Origin of the sequence: Streptomyces sp. NBC_00846 (assembly GCF_045207325.1) — a bacterium.
GTDB lineage: Bacteria > Actinomycetota > Actinomycetes > Streptomycetales > Streptomycetaceae > Streptomyces.
On the sequence record NZ_CP108846.1, the window covers coordinates 2,052,584 to 2,075,107 of the forward strand.

Sequence of the window (22,524 nt, forward strand, 5' to 3'; positions counted from 1 at the left end):
GATCCACGAACCGCGCTGCCCCCACAGGCCCCACAGGCCCCGCCCGCCTCGAAATACCCGCCCGCGCCGAAACGCCCGCTCATTCGGCGACGCCCGCGGCCAGCAGATCCACGAAGCCGACATCTTCCCTCGCCACGCCGAAGACCTCGGCCCGTTGCAGGGTCCGCTCGGCCCAGGCGCGGTGCGGCTTCACTTCGTTCATCTTGTTCGTGTACACGGAGCGCAGGACGCCGCCGCCGCCGCGTTCCGGCCGCAGGATGTCCTGGGCGTCGCTGAATTCCTCGTGGCTGACCACGGACAGCGCGTGCACGGGCGCGACGTGCGACGGGTGGATGCAGGTCTTGCCCAGCAGGCCGTTGGCCCGGTCGAGCTCGATCTCGCGCAGCAGCCCGTCCAGGTCGTGCTCGATCAGTGCCGTGCGCAGTTCCTCGGCCCGGCCCTCCAGGAAAGGGCTGCGGCGCAGCTGGGGTTTGAACATGCGCTCCTGGAGCCGGAAGTACTCCCACACCGGACCGGTGATCGTGAAGCCCGTGCCGTCCGCGCGGCCCAGCACATTGACCACGTCGGCGATGACGGCGCCGACGATCTGCACGTCGTACGCCGTCATGTCGGGCGCCCTGCGGAGCCCGTACGCCGAGCAGAAGTCGGTGACGCCGAGCCGCAGTGCGAGCACCCGCTCGCGGTACTTGTCGACGGTGCGGGCTATTCCCTGGAGTGTTTCCGCGCGGGTCTCCAGATGCAGCAGCTCGGGTGATTCGAGAACCGGCATCCCGAACAGCCTCTGCCCACACGCCTTTTCGGCTTTGACGAGCGCTTCCATGAAGGGCACGCCACGCTCTTCTGTGAACTTGGGAAGTACAAAACCAGACAACAAACGGACCGTGGAGCCGAGCCGCTGCACCAGATCCGTGATCTGGTCCGGTTCCCGGACCCGGATAAAGAGCAGGGGCGCCTCCGCGCCCCGCGCGGCGAGGTCGGCGAACTGCCTGACCAGGTTCTCCTCGGCGTCGACGACCTCGGAGTCGTCGATCGAATCCTCCAGGCACAGCACCATCGAGACGACCCCGCGTCCGGCCTGCTTGATGACGTCGTCAGCAAGTCTCGGCCTGGTGGCAGGGCTGTACAGGGTCGCTCCCAGGGCGGCCGAAAGCGTGCGGGCCGACGAGCCCGCGCCGAACTCGCACGGCTCCTGGAAGAACAGACCCTCTCGCACAGCGGGCGCAATATGCCCGAAATGACGCATGTGATTCCCCCGAACTGTCTGATCGACCGGAAAACGTATGGCCGGTAATAGTACGTACGGGCGGGTGTCGACAGTTCCCCACGTGCATGAATTCCGGGTAACTCGTCCATTTCCCGACGGGTCGGCGCCCTGCGGACGACGTGGTTCCGACGTGGTTCCGCCGCACTGCCGAGATATCCGGTGCGCCCCCGCGTTGTCCGCGCAGGCAGCCAGCAGGCAGGATGACGGGCATGACGCACGCGATGGTGAAGGGCTCGAACGTCCCTCTGGACGCCTTGGCCGTACGGGCCGTGCTGCACTGGACCCCGGGCACCGGGGTTCCGGATGTGGACGCCTCGGCCCTGCTCCTCGGAGCCGGTGGCCGCGTGCGCTCGGACGAGGACTTCGTCTTCTACAACCAGCCCCGCCACCCCTCCGGCCTGGTACGACGGCTGCCGAAGCGCAGTGCCCCCGAAGGGCTCACGGACAGCATCGAGGCCGACCTCGGCGCACTCGACCCCTCGGTCGACCAGGTGGTCGTCGCCGCGTCGTCCGACGGAGCCGCCTTCGCCCAGGTGCCGGATCTGCGCATCCTGCTGTACGACGCGGCGTCGGCGGGCGGGGACCCGCTCGCCGTCTTCGACGTGCGGCCGGAGACCGGCGAGGAGACGGCAATCATCTGCGGCGAGCTCTACCGGCGCGGCGATGGCTGGAAATTCCGGGCCGTGGGACAGGGCTATCCGACCGGTCTGGTGGGGCTGGCGACCGCCTTCGGTATTTCGGTGGACGAGGCGGAGGCCGCGGCGGAGCCCGATCCGGCGCCCTCACCCGCAGGCGCTTCTTCGCCTGCCGTGACCCCCTCGCCCGCCCCCGTGACGGCGCCCGGCTTCCCGCCGCCCTCGCCCACGTTCCCGCCCGCGCCGACGCCCGGTCCGGACGCGCAGATCACGGTCCAGCACCAGCAGCCCGCGTACGGCTACCCGCAGCCCGCAGTGGCCCAGCCGGCCCCCCCGCCCGTGCCCCAGCCCTCGTACGGCTATCCGCAGCCCGCCACCGCCCAGCCCGCCTACGGCTATCCGCAGCCCGCGGCGGCTGCGCCCGCCCCCGACCCGAACTTCGTCCTGCCGCCGCAGGGGCCGCAGTTCGTACGGGCCTGAGACTCGTACGGGTCTGATGCCCGTACCGTCCGGAGACTCGTACGGTGTCCTGAGACGTCCCGCGCCCCTTGGGACCTCTCAGGTGCGGGACTTGTAGCCGCGTCCCCACTGCATGCCCCAGCCGTACAGCCGGTCCAGCTCCGACTGGAACCCGTACACGAACTTCACCTCGCGCCGCACGATCAGCTCGTCCTTGGCGTTCTCCACCGTGAACACGGCGCAGGAGCGGGCCTCCGGGGCGTGCTCGTCGAGATCGATCTCGATCCGCGGGCCGTTGCCCGGATAGAGCGTCACCTTGGCGTGCGTACGGTCGAAGGCCGGCGTCTGGTCGTAGATGTAGACGAAGAACAGCAGCCGCTTGATCTGGTCGCGCTGGTCGAGATTGACGTAGACGGTCTCGCCCGACGGTGCCCCGAAACGGTCGTCCCCGCTGAGCCGGATGTACGGCGGTGCGTTCAGGTCGCCCATGAGGTTGCCCAGCGGCTGGACCACTCCCTTGGTGCCGTCCTTCAGCTCGTACATGCAGCCCAGGTCCAGGTCGACGTTGACCATGCCCTGGGTGTGCGCCTGGACCACATCGGGCTTGAAGAGCGTCATCGGCCGCAGCAGCCGGCCGCTCTGCCGCGACCTGCCCTCGATGTCGGACGTACGCATCCGCCAGGAGAGGTTGACCCGCAGATTGCCGGTCAGCGCACCCTGTTTGGTCAGTGAGACCGTGGCATGCCGCTTGGAGAGCACGATGGAGTTGGTCGACGCGTTGCCCGACTCGAACTGCGCCTCTCTCCGTGGCCACAGGCTGTCCCAGAACGCCATCCCCAACCCCCACACGTATCGGTAGAAACACAGGTGCCCCGGCCCTGCGGCCGCCCCGTGCGTCGCACCGGGCGCCCACATCACTGCGGGGCGGCCGCCGGGCCGGGCCCGGGTGTTCCCCGGAGAACCGTCGCCGTACGGACCGCCCCGCTGAGAGCGTTCCTCAATCCCTACCGGGTCACACCCCGGACGGGACTTCTGCCTTGGAACCCGCGTCGTCGCCCCCGCCCGCGGCCTCCAGCGCCTTGTTGCGCCGCACCGAGGACCAGAAGGACCAGGCGATCAGCACGACACCGACAAGACCGGTGATGATCTCGTTGATCTGGTACTGGATGGTGATGAGGAGGATGACGGCCAGCGCGCCGATGGCGTAGTGGGCGCCGTGCTCCAGGTAGACGTAGTCGTCGAGGGTGCCCTGGCGGACCAGGTAGACCGTGAGCGAACGGACGTACATGGCGCCGATACCGAGGCCGAGGGCCATCAGCACAATGTTGTTGGTGATGGCGAAGGCACCGATGACGCCGTCGAACGAGAAGGACGCGTCGAGCACTTCCAGGTAGAGGAACATGAAGAACGCGGCCTTGCCGGAGAGTGCGATCGCGGAGATCTTCTTGCCGGACTTCCTGGCCTCGTCCTCCGCCTCGTGCTCCCGCTCCTCCTCTTCCTCCAGCTTGTTCTCGAAGAAGCTGGAGAGTCCGCCGACGATGAGGTAGGTGATCAGGCCGGCGATTCCGGCGAGCAGGACGGTCTCCGCCTTGTCGGCGTGGCCGCCGCCGTGCTGGTGCGCGCTCGTCGCGAAGGTCATGGAAGCTATCAGCAGCACGATCAGCGCGATGCAGACCGACAGCATGTCGACCTTGCCGAGCTTGGCGAGCGGGCGCTCGATCCAGTGCAGCCACTTGATGTCACGGTCCTCGAAAATGAAGTCGAGGAAGATCATCAGCAGGAACATGCCACCGAACGCGGCAATAGCCGGGTGGGCGTCCGTGACCAGTTCCTGATAGCGCTCGGGCTGGCTGAACGAGAGATCGATCGCTTTGATCGGGTCCAGCTTGGCGGTGATGGCCACGATCACGACGGGGAACACCAGCCGCATGCCGAAGACCGCGATGAGCACACCGATCGTGAGGAAGATCTTCTGCCAGAAGGCATTCATCTTCTTCAGGATTCCGGCGTTGACCACCGCGTTGTCGAAGGACAGCGAGATCTCGAGGACGGAAAGAATCGCGACCACGCCGAAGGCTTCCCACCCCCCGTAGATCATCGCTGCGACCAGGCCGAGCGCGGTAACCGCGAACGACCAGCCGAAGGTTTTCAGAAGCACTGGCTACCCCATCGTGTGTGTAAAAGGTCTCCCCCGGGTGTGTACGGGGCTCCCCCGCGCCGTGCGCGGCTTTACGAAACGTTGACCCCGAAGTCTAGAGCGATCCCGCGCAGTCCGGACGCGTACCCCTGTCCCACTGCACGGAACTTCCACTCACCGTTGTACCGGTACAGCTCGCCGAAGATCATCGCCGTTTCCGTCGAGGCGTCCTCGGTGAGGTCGTAGCGCGCGAGTTCCTGGCCGTCCGCCTGGTTCACCACGCGGATGTACGCGTTGCTGACCTGGCCGAAGGCCTGTCCTCGATTGTCCGCGTCATGGATCGAGACCGGAAAAATGATCTTGTCGCAGTGCGCGGGTACCTGAGTGAGATTCACGATGACCGACTCGTCGTCGCCCTCGCCCTCACCCGTGAGGTTGTCGCCGGTGTGCTCCACGGAGCCGTCGGGGCTCTTGAGGTTGTTGTAGAACACGAACCATTCGTCGCCGAGCACCCGGCCCGACTGGCAGAGCAGCGCGCTGGCGTCGAGGTCGAAGTCGGCGCCCGTGGTGGATCGTGCGTCCCAGCCGAGCCCGACCAGCACCTGGGTGAGGTTGGGTGCGGCCTTGGAGAGGGAGACGTTGCCTCCCTTGGCGAGTGTGACGCCCATGGTATGTCCTCCCCGAGTCGATGAACCGATTTATTGAGCCGTCGAGCCATTGAGCTGTCGAGCGTTGAGTCTTCGCGCTACTAAGACTTCGCGCCGTTGACCCGTCCAGCGCGTCCGGCGCCGCACATCGTGCGGCGCCGGACGGAAATACATGCTGACGTCGGCCGGGCGGAGCCGTGGCGGCTCCGACCGGTCCCGCCTTCTCAGACGTTGACGCCGAAGTCCTGCGCGATGCCGCGCAGCCCCGAGGCGTAACCCTGACCGATGGCACGGAACTTCCACTCCGCCCCGTTGCGGTACAGCTCGCCGAAGACCATGGCGGTCTCCGTCGAGGCGTCCTCGCTCAGGTCGTAGCGCGCCAGCTCGCTGTTGTCCGCCTGGTTGACCACGCGGATGTACGCGTTGCGCACCTGGCCGAAGCTCTGCTGCCGGGTCTCGGCCTCGTAGATCGAGACCGGGAAGACGATCTTGTCGACATCGGCCGGAACGCCGGCCAGGTTCACCTTGATGACCTCGTCGTCGCCCTCGCCCTCACCGGTGAGGTTGTCACCCGTGTGCTCCACGGAGCCGTCGGGGCTCTTGAGGTTGTTGAAGAAGACGAAGTTGCCGTCGCTGCCGACCTTGCCCTCGACGTTCGTCAGCAGGGCGCTGGCGTCGAGGTCGAAGTCACCACCGGTGGTGGTACGAGCGTCCCAGCCCAGACCGACGGTGACCGCCGTCAGGTTGGGCGCGGCCTTGGTCAGCGAGACGTTGCCGCCCTTGCTGAGGCTGACTCCCACGAGTCCTCCCATTGGTTTCCTTGGGGGCCGGCAGGCGCCGGCGCCTCCACGTTGCGTTGGCATCCGATCAACGAATGGATCCTAGTAACCGGTTCCCGGCCAAAGCAGGCTTTTGGCCGGGTCGCCCGCAGATCCACCGGCCCGGGGCGAAGGCCACGAACCGACGGTCCCGGACCGACGGTCCCGGATCAGAGCGTGTCGAGCGCCTTGATGTAGTCGTTGAGGTCGCGCGCGTCGGGCAGACCGTTGACGACGGTCCAGCGCACCACGCCCTCCTTGTCGATGATGAAGGTGCCGCGCACCGCACAGCCCTTCTCCTCGTCGAACACGCCGTAGGCCCGCGAGGTCTCGCCGTGCGGCCAGAAGTCCGACACCAGCGGGTACTCCAGGCCTTCCTGCTCGGCGAAGACGCGCAGGGTGTGGATGGAGTCGTTGGAGACGGCCAGCAGCTGCGTGTCGTCGTTCTCGAACTTCGGCAGCTCGTCACGGAGCGCGCAGAGCTCACCCGTGCACACGCCGGTGAAGGCGAACGGGTAGAACAGCAGCACGACGTTCTTCTCGCCGCGGAAGTCGGAGAGCTTCACGGTCCGGCCGTGGTTGTCCTTCAGCTCGAAATCCGGGGCCTGGGTGCCGACCTCGATCGCCATGAAACGCGTCCCTTCGCTACGTTCACCGGGCTGGGCTGTCCGGGTGGTTCCCACCCTACGCAGAGCCCGCAGCAGGCCGTGCAGCGCCCGTAGCGGCCCTGCGACGCCCACGCGGGGCCACCCGGCGGTCGAGAAGCCCGGCGGCCGAGAAGGAAGACCCCCGGCGGTCCATGCCGTCGGGGGTCTTCGGGGCGAGTGCGCGGCGAACGCGGTTCAGCGCTTGGCTTTGGCCGCCTTCGGTGTGACCAGACGGCTGCCCGTCCAGTCCTTGCCCGCATTGATGCTCTTGGTCTGGGAGAGACCGGCGGTCTGTGCAGCCTCGTTGATGTCGCTCGGTTCGACGTATCCGTCACGGCCGGTCTTCGGCGTCATCAGCCAGACCGCGCCGCCGTCCTCGATCAGACCAATGGCATCCACCAGCGCGTCCGTAAGGTCGCCGTCCTCGTCGCGGAACCACAGCAGGACGACGTCTGCGACGTCGTCGTAGTCCTCATCGACGAGATCCTGGCCGATTGTGGCCTCAATGCCCTCACGGAGCTCCTGCTCGACGTCGTCGTCGTAGCCGATCTCCTGGACCACCTGTCCGGGCTCGAACCCCAGGCGTGCTGCCGGGTTGGTCCGCTCCTCCGCGTGGTCCGCGGTCGCGCTCACGGGTTGCCTCCTGATCATGTTTCGGAAAATGCTTCAGCCACGCGCGTGCGCGGGGCGTTGGCCGTAGTCCACACGGGAGCGGCGGATCGCGCAAGTACCCAGCCTGCGAGACCGCCTAAACGGGGACGTTCCCTGCCACGTCGCCGCACGGTCGGCAGCCCCTACCGGGGCCGACGCCACCCTCCACACCCTTTACGTCCTTCCACAGCTTATGCCGTTTCGGTCCACCATTCGGAGTCGAACATCCTTTGGGAACACTTGGACGGGTTGGGCGTAAGGTTGCGGTTTGGGCCAGCACATCCCCGCGTCGCGGACGTGATGTCCCACAACACGGCGGTTACCAATCGGTAGAGGTGACGTTTACGCCCCCGCGGTACACGATGGTGATGGCGTACATGCATACATCCCGGGGGCATGTTCTCCCGGACCAGGCCCCGTAGAGCAGCACCGAACAGCGAAGGAACAGCGTGGCTTCCGGATCCGATCGCAACCCGATCATCATTGGCGGCCTGCCGAGCCAGGTCCCGGACTTCGATCCCGAAGAGACCCAGGAATGGCTCGACTCGCTCGACGCAGCCGTCGACGAGCGAGGTCGTGAGCGGGCCCGTTACCTGATGCTCCGGCTCATCGAGCGTGCGCGCGAGAAGCGCGTCGCCGTGCCGGAGATGCGCAGTACGGACTACGTGAACACGATCGCCACGAAGGACGAGCCGTTCTTCCCCGGCGACGAGGAGATCGAGCGCAAGGTCCTCAACGCGACCCGCTGGAACGCGGCCGTGATGGTGTCGCGCGCCCAGCGCCCCGGCATCGGGGTCGGCGGCCACATCGCCACCTTCGCCTCCTCGGCCTCGCTGTACGACGTGGGCTTCAACCACTTCTTCCGGGGCAAGGACGACGGCCTGGGCGGCGACCAGATCTTCTTCCAGGGACACGCGTCCCCGGGTATCTACGCCCGCGCCTTCCTGCTCGACCGGCTGAGCGAGGCGCAGCTCGACGCCTTCCGCCAGGAGAAGTCGAAGGCGCCGAACGGCCTGTCCAGCTACCCGCACCCGCGGCTGATGCCGGACTTCTGGGAGTTCCCAACCGTCTCGATGGGCCTCGGCCCGCTCGGCGCGATCTACCAGGCCCGGATGAACCGCTACATGGAGGCGCGCGGCATCGCCGACACCTCCCGGTCACATGTGTGGGCGTACCTGGGCGACGGCGAGATGGACGAGCCCGAGTCGCTCGGTCAGCTCTCCATCGCCGCGCGCGAGGGCCTGGACAACCTGACCTTCGTGGTCAACTGCAACCTGCAGCGCCTCGACGGCCCGGTCCGCGGCAACGGCAAGATCATCCAGGAGCTGGAGTCGCAGTTCCGCGGCGCCGGATGGAACGTCATCAAGCTGGTCTGGGACCGCTCCTGGGACCCGCTGCTCGCGCAGGACCGCACGGGCATCCTGGTCAACAAGCTGAACACCACGCCGGACGGCCAGTTCCAGACGTATGCCACCGAGTCGGGCGCGTACATCCGTGAGCACTTCTTCGGGGACGACCCGCGGCTGCGCGACATGGTCAAGGACATGACCGACGACCAGATCCTGCACCTGGGCCGTGGCGGTCACGACCACCGGAAGGTCTACGCGGCCTACGCGGCGGCCAAGGCCCACAAGGGTCAGCCGACGGTGATCCTGGCGCAGACGGTCAAGGGCTGGACCCTGGGGCCGAACTTCGAGGGCCGCAACGCGACCCACCAGATGAAGAAGCTCACCGTCGAGGACCTCAAGCGGTTCCGCGACCGGCTCCACATCCCAATCACGGACAAGCAGCTGGACGAGGGCTACCCGCCCTACTACCACCCGGGCCGCGATTCCGAAGAGATCCAGTACATGCACGACCGCCGCAAGGGTCTGGGCGGTTATGTCCCGACCCGTGTGGTGCGCGCGAAGCCGCTGGTCCTCCCCGAGGACAAGACGTACGCGATCGCGAAGAAGGGCACGGGTCAGCAGTCGATCGCCACGACCATGGCGTTCGTCCGCATCCTGAAGGAACTCATGCGGGACAAGGAGATCGGCAAGCGCTTCGTGCTGATCGCGCCCGACGAGTACCGCACCTTCGGCATGGACGCGTTCTTCCCGAGCGCGAAGATCTACAACCCGCTGGGTCAGCAGTACGAGGCGGTGGACCGGGATCTGCTGCTCGCGTACAAGGAGTCGCCGACCGGTCAGATGCTGCACGACGGCATCTCCGAGGCCGGCTGCACGGCGTCGCTGATCGCCGCCGGTTCGGCGTACGCCACGCACGGCGAGCCGCTGATCCCGGTGTACGTCTTCTACTCGATGTTCGGTTTCCAGCGCACCGGCGACCAGTTCTGGCAGATGGCCGACCAGCTCGCGCGCGGCTTCGTACTGGGTGCGACCGCCGGTCGTACGACCCTGACCGGTGAGGGTCTCCAGCACGCGGACGGCCACTCTCAGCTGCTCGCCTCGACGAACCCGGGCTGCGTCGCGTACGACCCGGCGTTCAGCTATGAGATCGCGCACATCGTCAAGGACGGTCTGCGCCGGATGTACGGCGGGACCCCCGGCGAGAACGAGGACGTCTTCTACTACCTCACCGTCTACAACGAGCCGATCCAGCACCCGGCCGAGCCGGAGAACGTGGATGTCGAGGGCATCCTGAAGGGCGTGTACCGCTACAAGGCCGCCGAACGGGGCGAGATCCCGGCCCAGATCATGGCGTCCGGTGTGGCGGTGCCGTGGGCGGTCGAGGCGCAGCGGATCCTCGCCGACGAGTGGAACGTCCGGGCGGACGTCTGGTCGGCGACCTCCTGGAACGAGCTGCGTCGCGAGGCCGTGGACGTGGAGCGGTACAACCTGCTGCACCCGGCGGAGGAGCAGCGCGTCCCGTACGTCACGCGGAAGCTCTCCGGCTCCGAGGGTCCGTTCGTGGCGGTCTCGGACTGGATGCGTTCCGTACCGGACCAGATCGCGCGCTGGGTGCCCGGTGCGTACCAGTCGCTGGGCGCGGACGGCTTCGGCTTCGCCGACACCCGTGGCGCGGCCCGCCGGTTCTTCCACATCGACGCGCAGTCGATCGTCCTCGCGGTACTCACCGAGCTCGCGAAGCAGGGCCGGGTCGACCGTTCGCTGCTGAAGTCGGCGATCGACCGGTACGAGCTGCTGGACGTGACCGCGGCCCACCCGGGCGCGGCCGGCGGCGACGCGTAGGAACGGCGTATCACGGCCGAAGGGCGGCGGGACCTGCTGGTCCCGCCGCCCTTCGGCGTCCGCGGGTCAGTTCTCCCAGACCTTGAACGCCCTGACCTGGTACGGGGACCGGGGCACCCAGGTGCCGCCACCCGGATAGGTCTCGAATTCGCCGGTCTCGGCGCATTCCGCCGACTGGTACGTGGTGACCGGGCGGCCGGTGCGGTTGGCGAGCGACTGGACCTTGCTGCCGGCCGGCAGCGGGACGCAGCTCTCGATGTCGATCGTGGCCAGCTCGTGGATCTGCCGGGCGCCCGTGAAGTCCGGCTTCCCCCAGAGGCAGAGCTGGCCGCTTCCGCAGACCCCGGCCCGTACGGACCCGGGACGGACCGCGGAGTCGGCCACGGCCTGCGGGATCAACGCGGTGGCGGCCAGGGCGGTGGTGGCCAGGGCGGCGGCAAGGACGGTCGTACGCATGGAAATCAACCCCCGTGGTGATGCGAAATCAGTTGCCTGCACCCTGACCTGCGGAGCAACCCCCGGGAAAGGGGCCGCGGGCCACACCACCCTGATAGGCGACAGCCCCGCCGGAACGGTCCGGCGGGGCTGTCGTACGCGCTGTGTTGACGCCGCGCAAGCGTCATGACGAACCGTCAGATGTGTCCGGCGCCCGCGCCCGCCTCGGCGTTCGCACCGCGCTTGGTGAGCGTGGCGACCAGCGCGGCGACCACCGCGACGATGCCGGCGACCATGAATGCCGTGCTCATGCCCGACACGAACGTGTCATGGGCGACGCCCGCGATCTTCGCCGCGATCTCCGGCGGAGTGTTGGCGTCCACCGGCGGGACGCCGACCTCGACGGCCGAGGACGCCGCGTCCAGCTGCTTCGGCGAGAGGGGCGGAAGCTGCGCGGCCGTCCAGTTGCCGGCCAGCTTCGAGTCAACCTGGGAGGCCATGATCGCGCCCAGTACCGCCGTACCGAGGCTGCCGCCGACCTGCATGGCGGCCTGCTGCAGACCGCCCGCGACGCCGGAGAGTTCCATCGGGGCGTTGCCGACGATGACCTCGGTGGCGCCGACCATCACCGGGGCGAGGCCGAGACCGAGCAGCCCGAACCAGATCGACATGGTCAGGGTGCTGGTGCCGATCTCCAGCTGGGACATGCCGAACATGGCGACCGCCGTGCACACCATGCCGCCGACCAGCGGAACCCGCGGGCCGAACTTCGTGATCATGGCGCCCGCGAGCGGCGAGGCGACGATCATCATGCCGGTCAGCGGCAGCAGGCGCAGACCGCTGTCGACGGGGCTCAGACCGTGCACGTTCTGCAGGTAGAAGGTGACGAAGAACAGCCCGCCCATGAAGGCGAAGGCCATCAGCACCATCAGGACCGCGCCCGCGGACAGCGGCACGGACCGGAACATCGCCAGCGGGACCAGCGGCTCCCTGACGTTCTTCTGGGAGAAGGCGAAGACCACGAACAGGGCCACGGCAGCGCCCAGGAAGCCGAGCGTCTTGTAGTCGCCCCAGCCCCACTCGGCGCCCTTGATGAGCGCCCAGATGAGGCAGAACATCGCCTGCGAGAGCAGCACGATGCCGCCGATGTCGAAGGAGCGCGGCGCGTTCTCGGCGCGGTGGTCCTTGAGGATCACCAGGCCCAGCACGAGCGCGATCACGCCGACCGGCACATTGATGAAGAAGACGGACTGCCAGCTGACGTGCTCGACGAGCACGCCGCCGAGGATCGGACCGCCCGCGGTCGAGGCGCCGATCACCATGCCCCAGATACCGATCGCCATGTTCAGCTTCTCGGCCGGGAAGGTGGCGCGCAGCAGGCCGAGTGCGGCGGGCATCAGCAGGGCGCCGAAGAGGCCCTGGAGCACCCGGAACACGATCACCAGGGCGACGCTGTGCGAGAGGCCGATGGCCCCCGATGCCGCGGCGAAGCCCACGACACCTATGAGGAAGGTCTGGCGGTGGCCGAACCGGTCACCGAGCTTGCCCGCGGTGATCAGGGAGACCGCGAGGGCGAGCATGTAGCCGTTGGTGATCCACTGGACGTCGGCGAGCGAGGCGCCGAGATCCTGCTGGATGGCGGGGTTGGCGATCGCGACGATCGTGCCGTCGAGCGCGACCATCATCACGCCGATGGCCACGGAGAAGAGCGTCAGCCAGGGGTGGCCGCGCAGCCCCTTGGCAGGTGCGGGCACGGCGGTGTCCTGCGGCTCCCGCGACGCCTTTTCGACGGTGGTCTGACTAGTCATGCCCGGGAGATTAGTGTCAGTCACTGACAGTTGACAAACCATTTCATAAGACAGTAACTGTCACGTAGCTCACAGGTACGCTGAGCTGGGAATCTCAGGAGAAAGAGGACCATTTCCGTGACCGATGGGCAGCGGGCCGTGTATCCGACCGGGCCGTGCGGACGCCCGACGGGGCAGAGCGGGGGTCCCAGCGGGCCGCACGAGCCTCCACCCGCACCGCAGGAGCCTCCACCCGCACCGCGCGGGCGTCCGACCGGGCTGCGCGAGCGGAAGAAGCGACGCACCCGGGACGCCCTGCTGCACGCCGCCCTCGACCTTTTCACCACCCAGGGGTACGAGGAGACCACCGTCGACGAGATCGTCGACGCCGTCGAGGTCTCCCAGCGCACCTTCTTCCGCTACTTCGCCAGCAAGGAGGAGGCCGCCTTCGCCATCCAGGAGATGGTGGAGTCGCACTTCCTCTCGGAGCTGCGCCTGCGTCCCGCTTCGGAGACCCCGTTCGAGGCGCTGCGCCGCGCGGTCCTCTGCGCCTGGAACACCATCGGTGAGGCGATCGAGGCGATCGTCACGGTCGAACTCCACATGCGTACCTACCAGATGATCGAGTCGACGCCGTCGCTGCTCGCCTCCCACCTGCGACGCCACATCGATCTGGAGAACCAGATCGCACTGCTGATCGCCGAGCGCGAGGGGCTCGACGTGGAGACCGACCCCCGGCCGAGGGTCGCCGTCGCCGCGTTCTCCGGAGTGATGCGGGTGACCGGGCAGCTCTGGGGGCAGGGGCGGGACGCCAGCGTGGACTCGCTGCGCGCGCTGACCGAGACGTACCTGGACCAGCTCGGCCCGGCACTGGCCGGGAACTGGCGGACGGAGGCCGGCGCGGGGCTCGGGTAGCGCCATGGAAACTCCGTCCGGTGTGCGGTGGGCTCGGAGCGCACGCGTCGGCGCGCCGAGGTGTCGCTGTGTCGAGCCGCCGAGCTGTCGAGCGGCCGATCTGTCGAACGGCCGATCCGCTGATGTATCGACGCGCCGACGCGCAGATGTGCCGTACGCCGCATTGCCCCGACATGACCGACTTCACAACAGCCGTGCCCCGGCGGCCATATGCGACGCTCCGGAGGCACTCCGCGCGCCTGAGCGTGCGCGCCGCACCAACACAGCGTGAAACGACCGGCCCTGAATTCCCGACAGCGGGGTGATGTGTGTCACCCTGTTCACGGCTGCCGTCCCGCGTCTCCTAATGTGGGCGGAAGTGACTTCCTTCGACACCTCCCCCACGCTCACCGCCTGGCGCGCGCTGCTCGCCGTCGCGGTTGTGTTCGTGATGCTGGCGACCACGGGCTGGACCGCCGTACGTCACCAACGCTCCGACGAGCCACGGACCCTCGCACTCGCCTCGTGGGCGCGCGGCGGCGTAGCCGGTCATGCGCTGCCGGACGCCGACGCTCCGCCGGGCCGGATGGCGCAGTTCTTCGCCACGCTCACGGCCGCGCAGCGCACCGCACTCGCGGACAAGTACCCCTTGGTCGTGGGCAATCTGAACGGCGCCCCGGTCACCCTGCGCTACCACGCCAACCAGCGGGCCCTGGTGCAGGCGCAGGCGGTCGAGCGGCAGCGCATGCACGACGAGAGGCTCTCCCCCGACGGCCGCGCCGAGGCGCTCCGGCGGATGAACCGCTTCCAGTCGATGCTGGAGAACGGCCGGCGCATCCTCGCCTTCGACCCGTCCGGGAAGGGCCGCGCCGCCGAGGTTTTCGGTGATCTCGACCGGGCCGCGCGGGTCTCCGTGATCGTCCCCGGCGTCGACACCAATCTGCTGACGCTGGAGCGGACCGCCCCCATGGTGAACGCCGCCCCGGTCGGCATGGCGAAGTCGCTGTACGCGGCGGAGCGCGCCGCGCGTCCCGGTACCCGTACCGCCGTCATCGCCTGGGCCGACTACACGACGCCGGCCGGGATCGGGGTGGACGCGGCCCTGGGGAACCTCGCCGAGCGCGGGGCGGTGCGGCTGAACGCCCTGGTGGGCGCGTTGCCCGGGAACGCCCCGGTCTCACTGTTCTGCCACAGCTACGGCTCGGTGCTGTGCGGTGTCGCCGCGCACGAACTGCCCTCCAGGGTCACCGACATCGCGGTCGCGGGCAGCCCCGGCATGCGGGTGGAGAACGCGGGGGAGCTGCGCACCGGGGCCAGGGTGTGGGCGACGCGGGACCACGGCGACTGGATCGCGGACGTACCGAACCTGGAGCTCGGCGGGCTGGGCCACGGCGCCGACCCGGTCGACCCGGGCTTCGGCGCACGCATTGTTTCGGCGGGCGGAGCGGTCGGCCACAGCGGCTACTTCGAGCCCGGCACCGAGAGCCTCAGCAACTTCGCCGCCATCGGCGTCGGGGCCTACGCCTCGGTGAGCTGCGCGAGCTCCGACAGCACCTGTCACGACGGAGTCGCCACCGGCGGCCGGGGCCCGGGGATCTGACGGGCCCGACGAACGCAGCCGGCCGCACATCGGGGCCAACACCGAGGGGGGACGTGCGAGCAAGTGCCGCATACGATGAGGCACATGGGTGATGTGCTGGCCGGAATTCATGCCACCTGGGAGTTCGACACCGACTCCGTGCTCATCCGCTTCGAACGGGGTATACGCACACCGAAGCTCTTCCAGAGCCTGCGTGAGCGCCGCGTCCCGCACACGGCGCTGTCGTCGGTGACGCTGACCCCCGGCAAGCGGGGCACGGTGGTCCTGCACGCGGTGCCGAGACCCGGTGCCGACCCGTTGCTGGAGGCCGCGGCGGGGCAGCTGAAGGCCGGCAGCGATCCGTACCGGCTGGTGCTTCCGGCCGAGCGCGAGATGCTCGCCGAGTACTACGCGGACGAGCTGCGCGCCCGGCTCGGTCCCGATGCCGCGGAGCCCGCCGAGCGGTTCCTGGTCGCTGCACCCGAGGCCCCGATGCAGTTCAAGGCGTACGACGGCCGGGCCAGCTTCGACGGTGACCGGATCTCCTTCCGCTGGTTCTGGACGGGCGCCTCCACGGCGAAGTGGAAGGCCGGCGACCAGACGTTTCCGGTGACGGAGCTGTGCGGGGTCGAGTGGCGCTCGCCGGAAGCCTTCGACGGCTATCTGCGGCTGGTGCCGAGGGGCCGGGAAGGCGCGGGGGCCGGACCAGGCGCGGGGGCCGGCCTCGGCATGAGCACCGCTTCCGGCCCAGGTGTGGGTGACGGCACTGGTACCGGCACTGGTACGGGGCTGGGCACGGGGCTCGCCGCCGGCCTGCTGCCGAGCGCGCAGCCGATGGCGCCCCGCCCCACCCGGGCCGATCAGGACCCGGCCGCGGTGGTTTTCGGCCTCGGCTACGGCCCGGTGCACGAGTCGCTGCCGTTCGCCGCGGCCGTACTGGAATCCGTACGCAGGAAGCAGCCGTCGTCCGCCACGCCGGCGAGCGTTCCGGCGGGCGCGGGGCGGCGCGATCCCGCGGACATCGCGGAGCGGATCCGGCACCTCGGGGAGCTGCACCAGGCGGGACTGGTGACGGACGACGAGTTCAGCGCGAAGAAGGCGCAGCTGCTCGCCGAGCTGTAGGCGTGCGGTGTGCGGTGTGCGGTGGCCTGGTGTCTATGGCTGCCGGGTCGGCGGGCAAGCTCGACGGCAGTACCCAGGTACGAGAAGGACGGCGGTGGACCGGAACCCAGGTATGACGTCACCGGGCCGGTCCACTGCCTACGCTGATCAAGCCATGTCCACTTCCCCGCCGCGCAAGCCGCGCAAGCCGCCGACGCCGCCCCCGCCATCGACGCCACCGACGCCGCCCGCATCTCCCCCGCCGCCCGCCGTCGACGGCCTGCTGAGCGCCGCCCGGCGCAATCTGCGCGAGTTCGCGCACGGGCTCTCGCACCCGTCCCACCCCGCGACGCCGCTCCTGGCGGACGCGCCGAAGCGGTGGCAGCGACTGCTGCCGTACCTCGTCGTCCTCGCCCTCGTCGCCATCTTCATCCCGGTCACGTTCAATGTCCTGACCGAGGGGTACGGCGTGAACGGAGGACTGGCGGGAGCCCTGGCCGTCGCACAGGCGGCGCCGCTCCTGATGCTGGCGCACCGGCCGCTGCAGGCGTGGTGGATCGTCTTCCCCGCCGACATCCTCGGTGCGGCCGCGCTGCTCGGGTATCCGGTCGGCGCGTTCGGCATCTGGCCGTGGCCGCCGCCCACCCTGGTCGGCTACCTCTTCCTGCTGCTCGCCCTGGCCCTGCGCGAGACCCGGCGGACCCTGGCCGCGGTCTGGGTGGCGACGGGCGCGGCGAGCCTGTTCCTGCACCTGATCGCGCCGGAGCGCAGCAACGGCAGCGCGCTGCTGCTCGTGATCCTCGGTGCGGTGGTCCTGGTGATCGGCGCGGCGGTGCGGGAACGGGGTGACGCGCAGCGTCGGCTCGCCGAGCAGGAGACCATCAGCGAGGCCGAGCGGGCGCAGCGGACGCTGCTGGAGGAGCGCACCAGGATCGCCCGTGAGCTGCACGACGTGGTCGCGCACCACATGTCCGTGATCACGGTCCAGGCCGATTCGGCGCCCTACCGGATCAGCGGACTGCCCGAGGAGGCGCGCGAGGAGTTCGGCGCGATCGCGGCGAGCGCGCGGGAGTCGCTCACGGAGATGCGGCGGCTGCTGACGGTGCTGCGCAGCGAGGGCACGGAGGGCGAGCGGGCGCCGCAGCCGGGGCTCGACCGGGTGCAGCAGCTGGTGGAGGCGACGGTGCGGGCGGGACTGCCGGCCGAGCTGTCGCTGGCCGCCGATCTGCCGGACGTACCGCAGGCGGTGGATCTGTCGGCGTACCGGATCGTGCAGGAGGCGCTGGCCAACGTGATCCGGCACGCGCCCGGTGCGCGGACCCGGATATCGATCACGTCCGACGGCGCGCATCTGACCGTCCTGGTGGTCAACGGCCGGGCGGAGCAACCCGGTTCGCCGTTGGAGACGTCCGGCACGGGGCACGGCCTGGTCGGTATGCGCGAACGCATACGGTTGACGGGCGGCACGCTGGACACCGGACCGCTGCCGGACGGCGGCTTCCGGGTCGCCGCGCGGCTGCCGCTCGCCGCCGTTTCGCCCCCGACCTCGGAGGACTCTTGACCATCCGCGTGATCATCGTCGACGACCAGGCCATGGTGCGGGCGGGGTTCGCGGCACTGCTCGCGGCACAGAGCGACATCGACGTGGTCGGTGAGGCACCGGACGGGCGCCAGGGCATCGACGTCAGCCGGCGGGTCCACCCGGACGTGGTCCTGATGGACGTCCGGATGCCCGAGATGGACGGCCTGGCGGCGGCCCGCGAGCTGCTGAACCCGCCGGTGGGAGTGACGCACCTGCCCAAGGTGCTGATGCTCACCACGTTCGACGTGGACGACTACGTGTACGAGGCGCTGCGCGCCGGGGCGTCCGGTTTCCTTCTGAAGGACGCGCCGCCGGCCGACCTGATCTCGGCGGTACGGGTGGTCGCGGCGGGCGAGGCGCTGCTCGCGCCGTCCGTGACGCGCCGTCTGATAGCCGACTTCGCCCGGCAGGGCCCGACCGGAGCCGCCCGGAGCGGCCAGTCGCTGCGGCTGAACGGACTGACCCCGCGCGAGACGGAGGTGCTGGAGCTGATCGCGCGGGGCCTGTCCAACCAGGAGATCGCGGGGAAGCTGGTGCTGGCCGAGCAGACGGTGAAGACGCACATCGGCCGGGTGCTGGCCAAGCTGGACCTGCGGGACCGGGCGCAGGCGGTGATCTTCGCGTACGAGGCAGGGGTGGTGGTACCGGGAGAACAGTAACGGTGGTCTCCCCCCGCCCACCCCACGGGCAGGCCCCCCGTACACCCCCTACCCGGGTATCAATCCGCACTTAGCTCCTCGGTGCGACGCTTCCGCACCCACCCCCTCCCTACCTTCCTCTCCGTCGCGCCGCACGGCGTGCGGGAGCCGGCTCAGCCGGAGAGGGAGGACGACGGGATGCGCCGTTACGCGAGGCCCCTGGTCGCCGTCGCGATGGCCACCACCGTGGTGGCGGGGACGGCCGGCTGGGCGTCCGAAAACGCCCAGCAGGCCCTCACCGGGCCACCCCCGGGCACCGCGTCCTGGCGCGCGGATCACGCACTCGGGCGGGAGCTGCCCGATCCAGGACGGAGCACACCGGCCGAAGTGGCCCGGTTCTTCCGGGGGTTGACCGAGGCGCAGCAACAAGCCCTGGTCGTACGCCATCCGCTCGTCGTCGGCAATCTGGACGGCGTCCCCGTCGAGTTGCGCTACCAGGCCAACACCCTTTCCCTGCGGGCCGGCAACGATCCGCGGTACGCCCATCTCACCGGGGCCGCGGGGCGGCACCGGCAGATCCTCGCGTTCGACCCGCGTGGACGCGGTCAGGTCGCCGAGGTCTTCGGGGACCTGCGCACCGCGCGCCATGTCGCGGTCGTGGTGCCGGGTTCGGACATCGACGCGGGGACCTTCGACCGTACGAACGATGTGTACGGCACTCCGTCAGGCATGGCGAAGTCCCTGTACGCCCAGACCGGACGCGGCAGCGCCGTCATCGCCTGGGCCGGGTACACCACCCCCGTGGGCGTCGGCCTCGATGCCGCGACCGGGTCGCTCGCCAAGGCCGGGGCCGACCGGCTGACCCGGTTCGCGGCCGGGCTGGCCGCCGACAGCGTGCCCGCGCCCGCCGTGTTCTGCCACAGCTACGGCTCCGTCGTGTGCGGGCTCGCCGCGTCCCGGCTGCGCGCCGCGGACCTGGTCGTCCTCGGCTCGCCCGGGATGCGTGCCGACAACGTCGCGGATCTGCACACCACCGCAAGGGTGTGGGCCGCCAAGGACGCCACTGACTGGATCGACGACGTACCGAACGTCGAGGTGGCGGGGCTCGGACACGGCCCCGATCCGACCGGCCCGGGGTTCGGCGCACGCCGCGTCCCGGCTCACGACGCCCACGGGCACACCGGCTACTTCGCCCCCGGTACGGACTCGCTCCGCACCTTCGCCTCGATCGCGCGGGGAGAAGCCCGATGAGCCTCACCGCCCTCACCACCCTTGCGCGGCGCATCGACGCCCGTACGCCCGCCCATCGCGACCGGGCCATCGACGGCCTGCGCGCCCTCGCGCTGCTGGCCGTCCCGACCGGCCACTGGCTGCTCGGCGGTTTCGGCCTCGACAGCGACGGCGCGCTCCACAACGCCAGTCCGCTGTCGACGTTCGGCGGCCTCGCCCCGGTGAGCTGGGTGCTTCAGATGCTGGGCATCTTCTTCCTGGTCGGCGGGTACGCCTCCGTGCTCTCGTACCGCCGCAGGAAGTCCACCACCGGCGCCTGGCTGCGCGGACGCGTCGCCCGACTGGGCAGGCCGGTGATCGGGGTGACGGCCGTCTGGGCGGCGATGATCCCGGTGCTGAGCGCGCTCGGCGTGCCCGGTGACACCCTGCGGACCGGGTCGACGCTGGTGATCCAGCCACTGTGGTTCGTCGGGGTGTACACGGTGGTCACGGCGCTCACCCCGTACTGCGTCAAGGCCACGCGGAAGCTGGGCGTCTGGGCCGCGGTGCCGTTGCTCGGGTCGGTCGCCGCCGTCGACTTCCTGCGGTACGGGCCGTTCGCCGACGCCATGCCGTCCTGGCTGAGCGTGCTGAACATCCTTCCGGGCTGGCTCTTCGCGTACCAGCTCGGCGTCTCCTGGGGCGAGGGCCGGATCGGCAGGCGGGGCGCCCTGCTGTTGCTGATCGGTGGGACGGTGTTGTTCGCCGCGTTGCTGCTCGCCCTCCACTACCCGGCGTCGATGGTCGGCGTCCCCGGCGAGGCGCGGACGAACTCGCACCCGCCGTCGCTGCTCGTCCTGGCGCTGGCCGCCGCTCAGAGCGGTGCGGCGATCCTGCTGCGGGACCGGATCGGCCGGCTGCTGCGCAGGCCACTGCTGTGGGCGCCGGTCGTCGTCATCAATCTGTCCGCGATGACGATCCTGTGCTGGCACCAGACGGCGATGCTGGCCGCGGCGGTCCCGGCGTCGTTCGCCGGTGCGGTGCCGGGGCTGACGACCGGGCCCGAGACGGTCGGCTGGATCCTGGCGCGGGCGGCGTGGCTGCCGGTGTTCGCGGGGCTGCTGGCGCTGATCGCCCGATACGCCCGACGTTTCGAGGCCCCGTGGCAGACCGGCACACACACGGCGAACGCCCGCCGGGCGTTGGCGGGCCTGCTGGCGACGGGATTCGCGGTGTACACGCTGGGGCTGGCGTAGGACGGCAAAACCCAGCCCGCCCGGCGATCGAGGGCATCTTTCAAGCCCGTCCGGCGCTTGAGGACGCCACGATCGCCGGGCGCCCGGGCCCGCCGGAAACGACTACTCGCGCGCGGTGGACGTGGAGCTCATGTCCGGGTACCGGTCCCCCGCCACCTGCCCCGCGATCGGCTCCAGCAGCGCCAGCTCCTGGTCCGTCAGCGTGAGCCGGGTGGCGGCCACGTTCTCCAGCAGCCGGCTGCTCCTGCGGGTGCCCGGGATCGGCACCACGGTCAGACCGTGCACCTGGGCCCGCTGCTGCACCCAGGCGAGCGCCACCTGCGCGGCCGACGCCCCGTGTGCCGCCGCGATCTTGTGCACGGGCTCCAGCAGGGCGGCGTTCGCCTTCGCGTTGTCGCCCGTGAAGCGCGGCTGGAACTGGCGGAAGTCGCCCTTCGACAGGTCCTTGGCCGCGTCCGCGAACGCCCCGGTCAGGAAGCCCCGGCCGAGCGGCGAGTACGGCACGACGGTCACCCCGAGCTCGACAGCCGCCGGTACGGCGCTGCGCTCGACGTCGCGGCTGAAGAGCGACCACTCGGACTGCAGGGCGGCGATCGGATGCACGGCGTACGCCTCGCGCAGCTCCGCGCCGGTCACCTCGCTCAGCCCGAGCTGCTTCACCTTGCCCTGCCGCACCAGCTCGGCCATCGCGCCGACGGACTCGGCGAGCGGGACGGCCGGGTCGCGGCGGTGCATGTAGTACAGGTCGATGACATCGGTGTTCAGCCGGCGCAGGCTGTCCTCGACGGCGCGGCGGATGTACGCGGGGTCGTTGCGCACGCCCCGGTAGTGCGGGTCGTCGTCCTTGCGCTCGATGGCGAACTTCGTGGCGAGCGTGATCTCGTCGCGGTGCGCCCCGACGAACGGGGCGAGGAACGTCTCGTTGGCGCCGCTCCCGTAGATGTCGGCGGTGTCGAAGAGGGTGACGCCCGCCGCCAGCGCCGTCTCCAGCGTCTCGCGGGCGGCGGACTCATCGGTGTCCCCGTAGAACTCGCTCATGCCCATGCAGCCGAGTCCCTGCACGCCGACCTGCGGGCCGCCGTTGCCGAGCTCCACGGTGGTGATCTTGTCGTCAGACATCAGGCACAGGGCCTTTCCGGCGCCCGTCGGGCGCTCGCATAGAAGTCGATCTTGTGGTCGAGGACGGCGAGGGTGTCCTGAAGCTCCGCGATCCGCGTCCTCACGTCGCGGCGGGTCGCCTCCAGCAGCTCCTGCCGTTCCTCGAAGGTGTGCTCGCCCTCGCGCAGCAGCTCCGCGTACCGGACCATGTCGGCGACCGGCATCCCGGTCAGCCGCAGCTTGCCGACGAAGGCCAGCCAGTCCAGGTCACGGTTGGTGAAGCGGCGCTGGCCGGTGTTCGACCGGTCGACGTGTGGCATCAGCCCGATCCGCTCGTACCAGCGCAGGGTGTGCGCGGTGAGCCCGGTGAAGGCGACGACCTCACTGATGGTGTAGCGGTCCTGCCCCTCGGGGCGCGGATGTGCCCGAGGGGCCGAGGCGCAGACGTCCACTTTCACGGAAGTGCTCTCCATCACCGTCATGGCCTCCACGCTAG

Annotated in this window: 20 protein-coding genes; 9 read left to right on the forward strand and 11 right to left on the reverse strand. The window is 69.7% G+C overall.

Annotation, left to right across the window (positions count from 1 at the left end):
- Positions 1-79 precede the first annotated feature (79 nt).
- Complete coding sequence (locus tag OG936_RS09520) at positions 80-1,243, reverse strand: HpcH/HpaI aldolase/citrate lyase family protein (RefSeq protein ID WP_406493883.1); 1,164 nt, start codon at positions 1,241-1,243, stop codon at positions 80-82.
- 230 nt (positions 1,244-1,473) lie between these two features.
- Between OG936_RS09520 and OG936_RS09525 the strand changes: the two genes are divergently transcribed.
- Positions 1,474-2,379 (forward strand): TerD family protein, encoded by a 906-nt coding sequence (locus tag OG936_RS09525; RefSeq protein ID WP_406493885.1) that lies wholly within the window; start codon positions 1,474-1,476, stop codon positions 2,377-2,379.
- 78 nt (positions 2,380-2,457) lie between these two features.
- On the opposite strand, the gene OG936_RS09530 is transcribed toward OG936_RS09525, so the two are convergent.
- The 6 genes from OG936_RS09530 to OG936_RS09555 form a co-directional block, all read right to left on the reverse strand.
- Positions 2,458-3,192: a Tellurium resistance gene (locus OG936_RS09530; RefSeq protein WP_406493887.1), complete on the reverse strand. Its 735-nt coding sequence runs from the start codon at positions 3,190-3,192 to the stop codon at positions 2,458-2,460.
- Between the two features lie 178 nt (positions 3,193-3,370).
- Positions 3,371-4,516 carry a DUF475 domain-containing protein gene (locus OG936_RS09535; protein WP_406493889.1) on the reverse strand — a complete coding sequence of 382 codons (1,146 nt, stop codon included), beginning with the start codon at positions 4,514-4,516 and terminating at the stop codon, positions 3,371-3,373.
- Between the two features lie 71 nt (positions 4,517-4,587).
- On the reverse strand, positions 4,588-5,163 hold the full coding sequence (locus tag OG936_RS09540) for a TerD family protein (protein WP_383761043.1): 576 nt from the start codon (positions 5,161-5,163) through the stop codon (positions 4,588-4,590).
- A gap of 203 nt (positions 5,164-5,366) precedes the next feature.
- Positions 5,367-5,942, reverse strand: coding sequence for a TerD family protein (locus OG936_RS09545; protein ID WP_406500382.1), 576 nt, complete (start codon positions 5,940-5,942; stop codon positions 5,367-5,369).
- Positions 5,943-6,130: 188 nt separating this feature from the next.
- On the reverse strand, positions 6,131-6,589 hold the full coding sequence (locus tag OG936_RS09550) for a peroxiredoxin (protein ID WP_093895495.1): 459 nt from the start codon (positions 6,587-6,589) through the stop codon (positions 6,131-6,133).
- 213 nt (positions 6,590-6,802) lie between these two features.
- Positions 6,803-7,240, reverse strand: coding sequence for a DUF3052 domain-containing protein (locus tag OG936_RS09555; RefSeq protein ID WP_093895494.1), 438 nt, complete (start codon positions 7,238-7,240; stop codon positions 6,803-6,805).
- Between the two features lie 467 nt (positions 7,241-7,707).
- Between OG936_RS09555 and aceE the strand changes: the two genes are divergently transcribed.
- Complete coding sequence (gene aceE / locus OG936_RS09560) at positions 7,708-10,449, forward strand: pyruvate dehydrogenase (acetyl-transferring), homodimeric type (RefSeq protein WP_406493892.1); 2,742 nt, start codon at positions 7,708-7,710, stop codon at positions 10,447-10,449.
- 66 nt (positions 10,450-10,515) lie between these two features.
- Here aceE and OG936_RS09565 read toward each other — a convergent pair whose 3' ends face one another.
- Both OG936_RS09565 and OG936_RS09570 read right to left on the reverse strand, forming a co-directional pair.
- Positions 10,516-10,905 (reverse strand): peptidase inhibitor family I36 protein, encoded by a 390-nt coding sequence (locus OG936_RS09565; protein ID WP_406493894.1) that lies wholly within the window; start codon positions 10,903-10,905, stop codon positions 10,516-10,518.
- A 176-nt stretch (positions 10,906-11,081) separates the two neighbouring features.
- Positions 11,082-12,692 (reverse strand): MFS transporter, encoded by a 1,611-nt coding sequence (locus tag OG936_RS09570; protein WP_406493895.1) that lies wholly within the window; start codon positions 12,690-12,692, stop codon positions 11,082-11,084.
- A gap of 258 nt (positions 12,693-12,950) precedes the next feature.
- Between OG936_RS09570 and OG936_RS09575 the strand changes: the two genes are divergently transcribed.
- The 7 genes from OG936_RS09575 to OG936_RS09605 all read left to right on the forward strand — a co-directional run bounded on the left by OG936_RS09575 (position 12,951) and on the right by OG936_RS09605 (position 20,930).
- Positions 12,951-13,586: a TetR family transcriptional regulator gene (locus OG936_RS09575; RefSeq protein ID WP_383761087.1), complete on the forward strand. Its 636-nt coding sequence runs from the start codon at positions 12,951-12,953 to the stop codon at positions 13,584-13,586.
- Between the two features lie 358 nt (positions 13,587-13,944).
- Positions 13,945-15,165 carry an alpha/beta hydrolase gene (locus tag OG936_RS09580; RefSeq protein ID WP_406493896.1) on the forward strand — a complete coding sequence of 407 codons (1,221 nt, stop codon included), beginning with the start codon at positions 13,945-13,947 and terminating at the stop codon, positions 15,163-15,165.
- A gap of 84 nt (positions 15,166-15,249) precedes the next feature.
- A complete protein-coding gene (locus OG936_RS09585) occupies positions 15,250-16,266 on the forward strand; it encodes a DUF4429 domain-containing protein (protein ID WP_406493898.1) in 1,017 nt (338 codons plus the stop codon).
- Between the two features lie 154 nt (positions 16,267-16,420).
- Positions 16,421-17,806, forward strand: a complete 1,386-nt coding sequence (locus OG936_RS09590) for a sensor histidine kinase (protein WP_406493900.1) — start codon at positions 16,421-16,423, stop codon at positions 17,804-17,806.
- Positions 17,803-18,486, forward strand: coding sequence for a response regulator (locus OG936_RS09595; protein ID WP_406493901.1), 684 nt, complete (start codon positions 17,803-17,805; stop codon positions 18,484-18,486). Before OG936_RS09590 ends, OG936_RS09595 begins: the two co-directional genes overlap by 4 nt.
- A gap of 177 nt (positions 18,487-18,663) precedes the next feature.
- Positions 18,664-19,716 carry an alpha/beta hydrolase gene (locus tag OG936_RS09600; RefSeq protein ID WP_406493903.1) on the forward strand — a complete coding sequence of 351 codons (1,053 nt, stop codon included), beginning with the start codon at positions 18,664-18,666 and terminating at the stop codon, positions 19,714-19,716.
- Entirely contained in the window at positions 19,713-20,930 is a 1,218-nt protein-coding gene (locus tag OG936_RS09605) for an acyltransferase (RefSeq protein WP_406493905.1), read from the forward strand. Before OG936_RS09600 ends, OG936_RS09605 begins: the two co-directional genes overlap by 4 nt.
- Positions 20,931-21,032: 102 nt before the next feature.
- Here the strand turns inward: OG936_RS09605 and OG936_RS09610 are convergent, their stop codons facing one another.
- Together OG936_RS09610 and OG936_RS09615 are read right to left on the reverse strand one after the other, a co-directional pair.
- A complete protein-coding gene (locus OG936_RS09610) occupies positions 21,033-22,049 on the reverse strand; it encodes an aldo/keto reductase (protein ID WP_406493906.1) in 1,017 nt (338 codons plus the stop codon).
- Positions 22,049-22,510, reverse strand: coding sequence for a MerR family transcriptional regulator (locus OG936_RS09615; protein ID WP_406493908.1), 462 nt, complete (start codon positions 22,508-22,510; stop codon positions 22,049-22,051). The genes OG936_RS09610 and OG936_RS09615 overlap by 1 nt, the downstream gene beginning before the upstream one ends.
- Positions 22,511-22,524 lie beyond the last annotated feature (14 nt).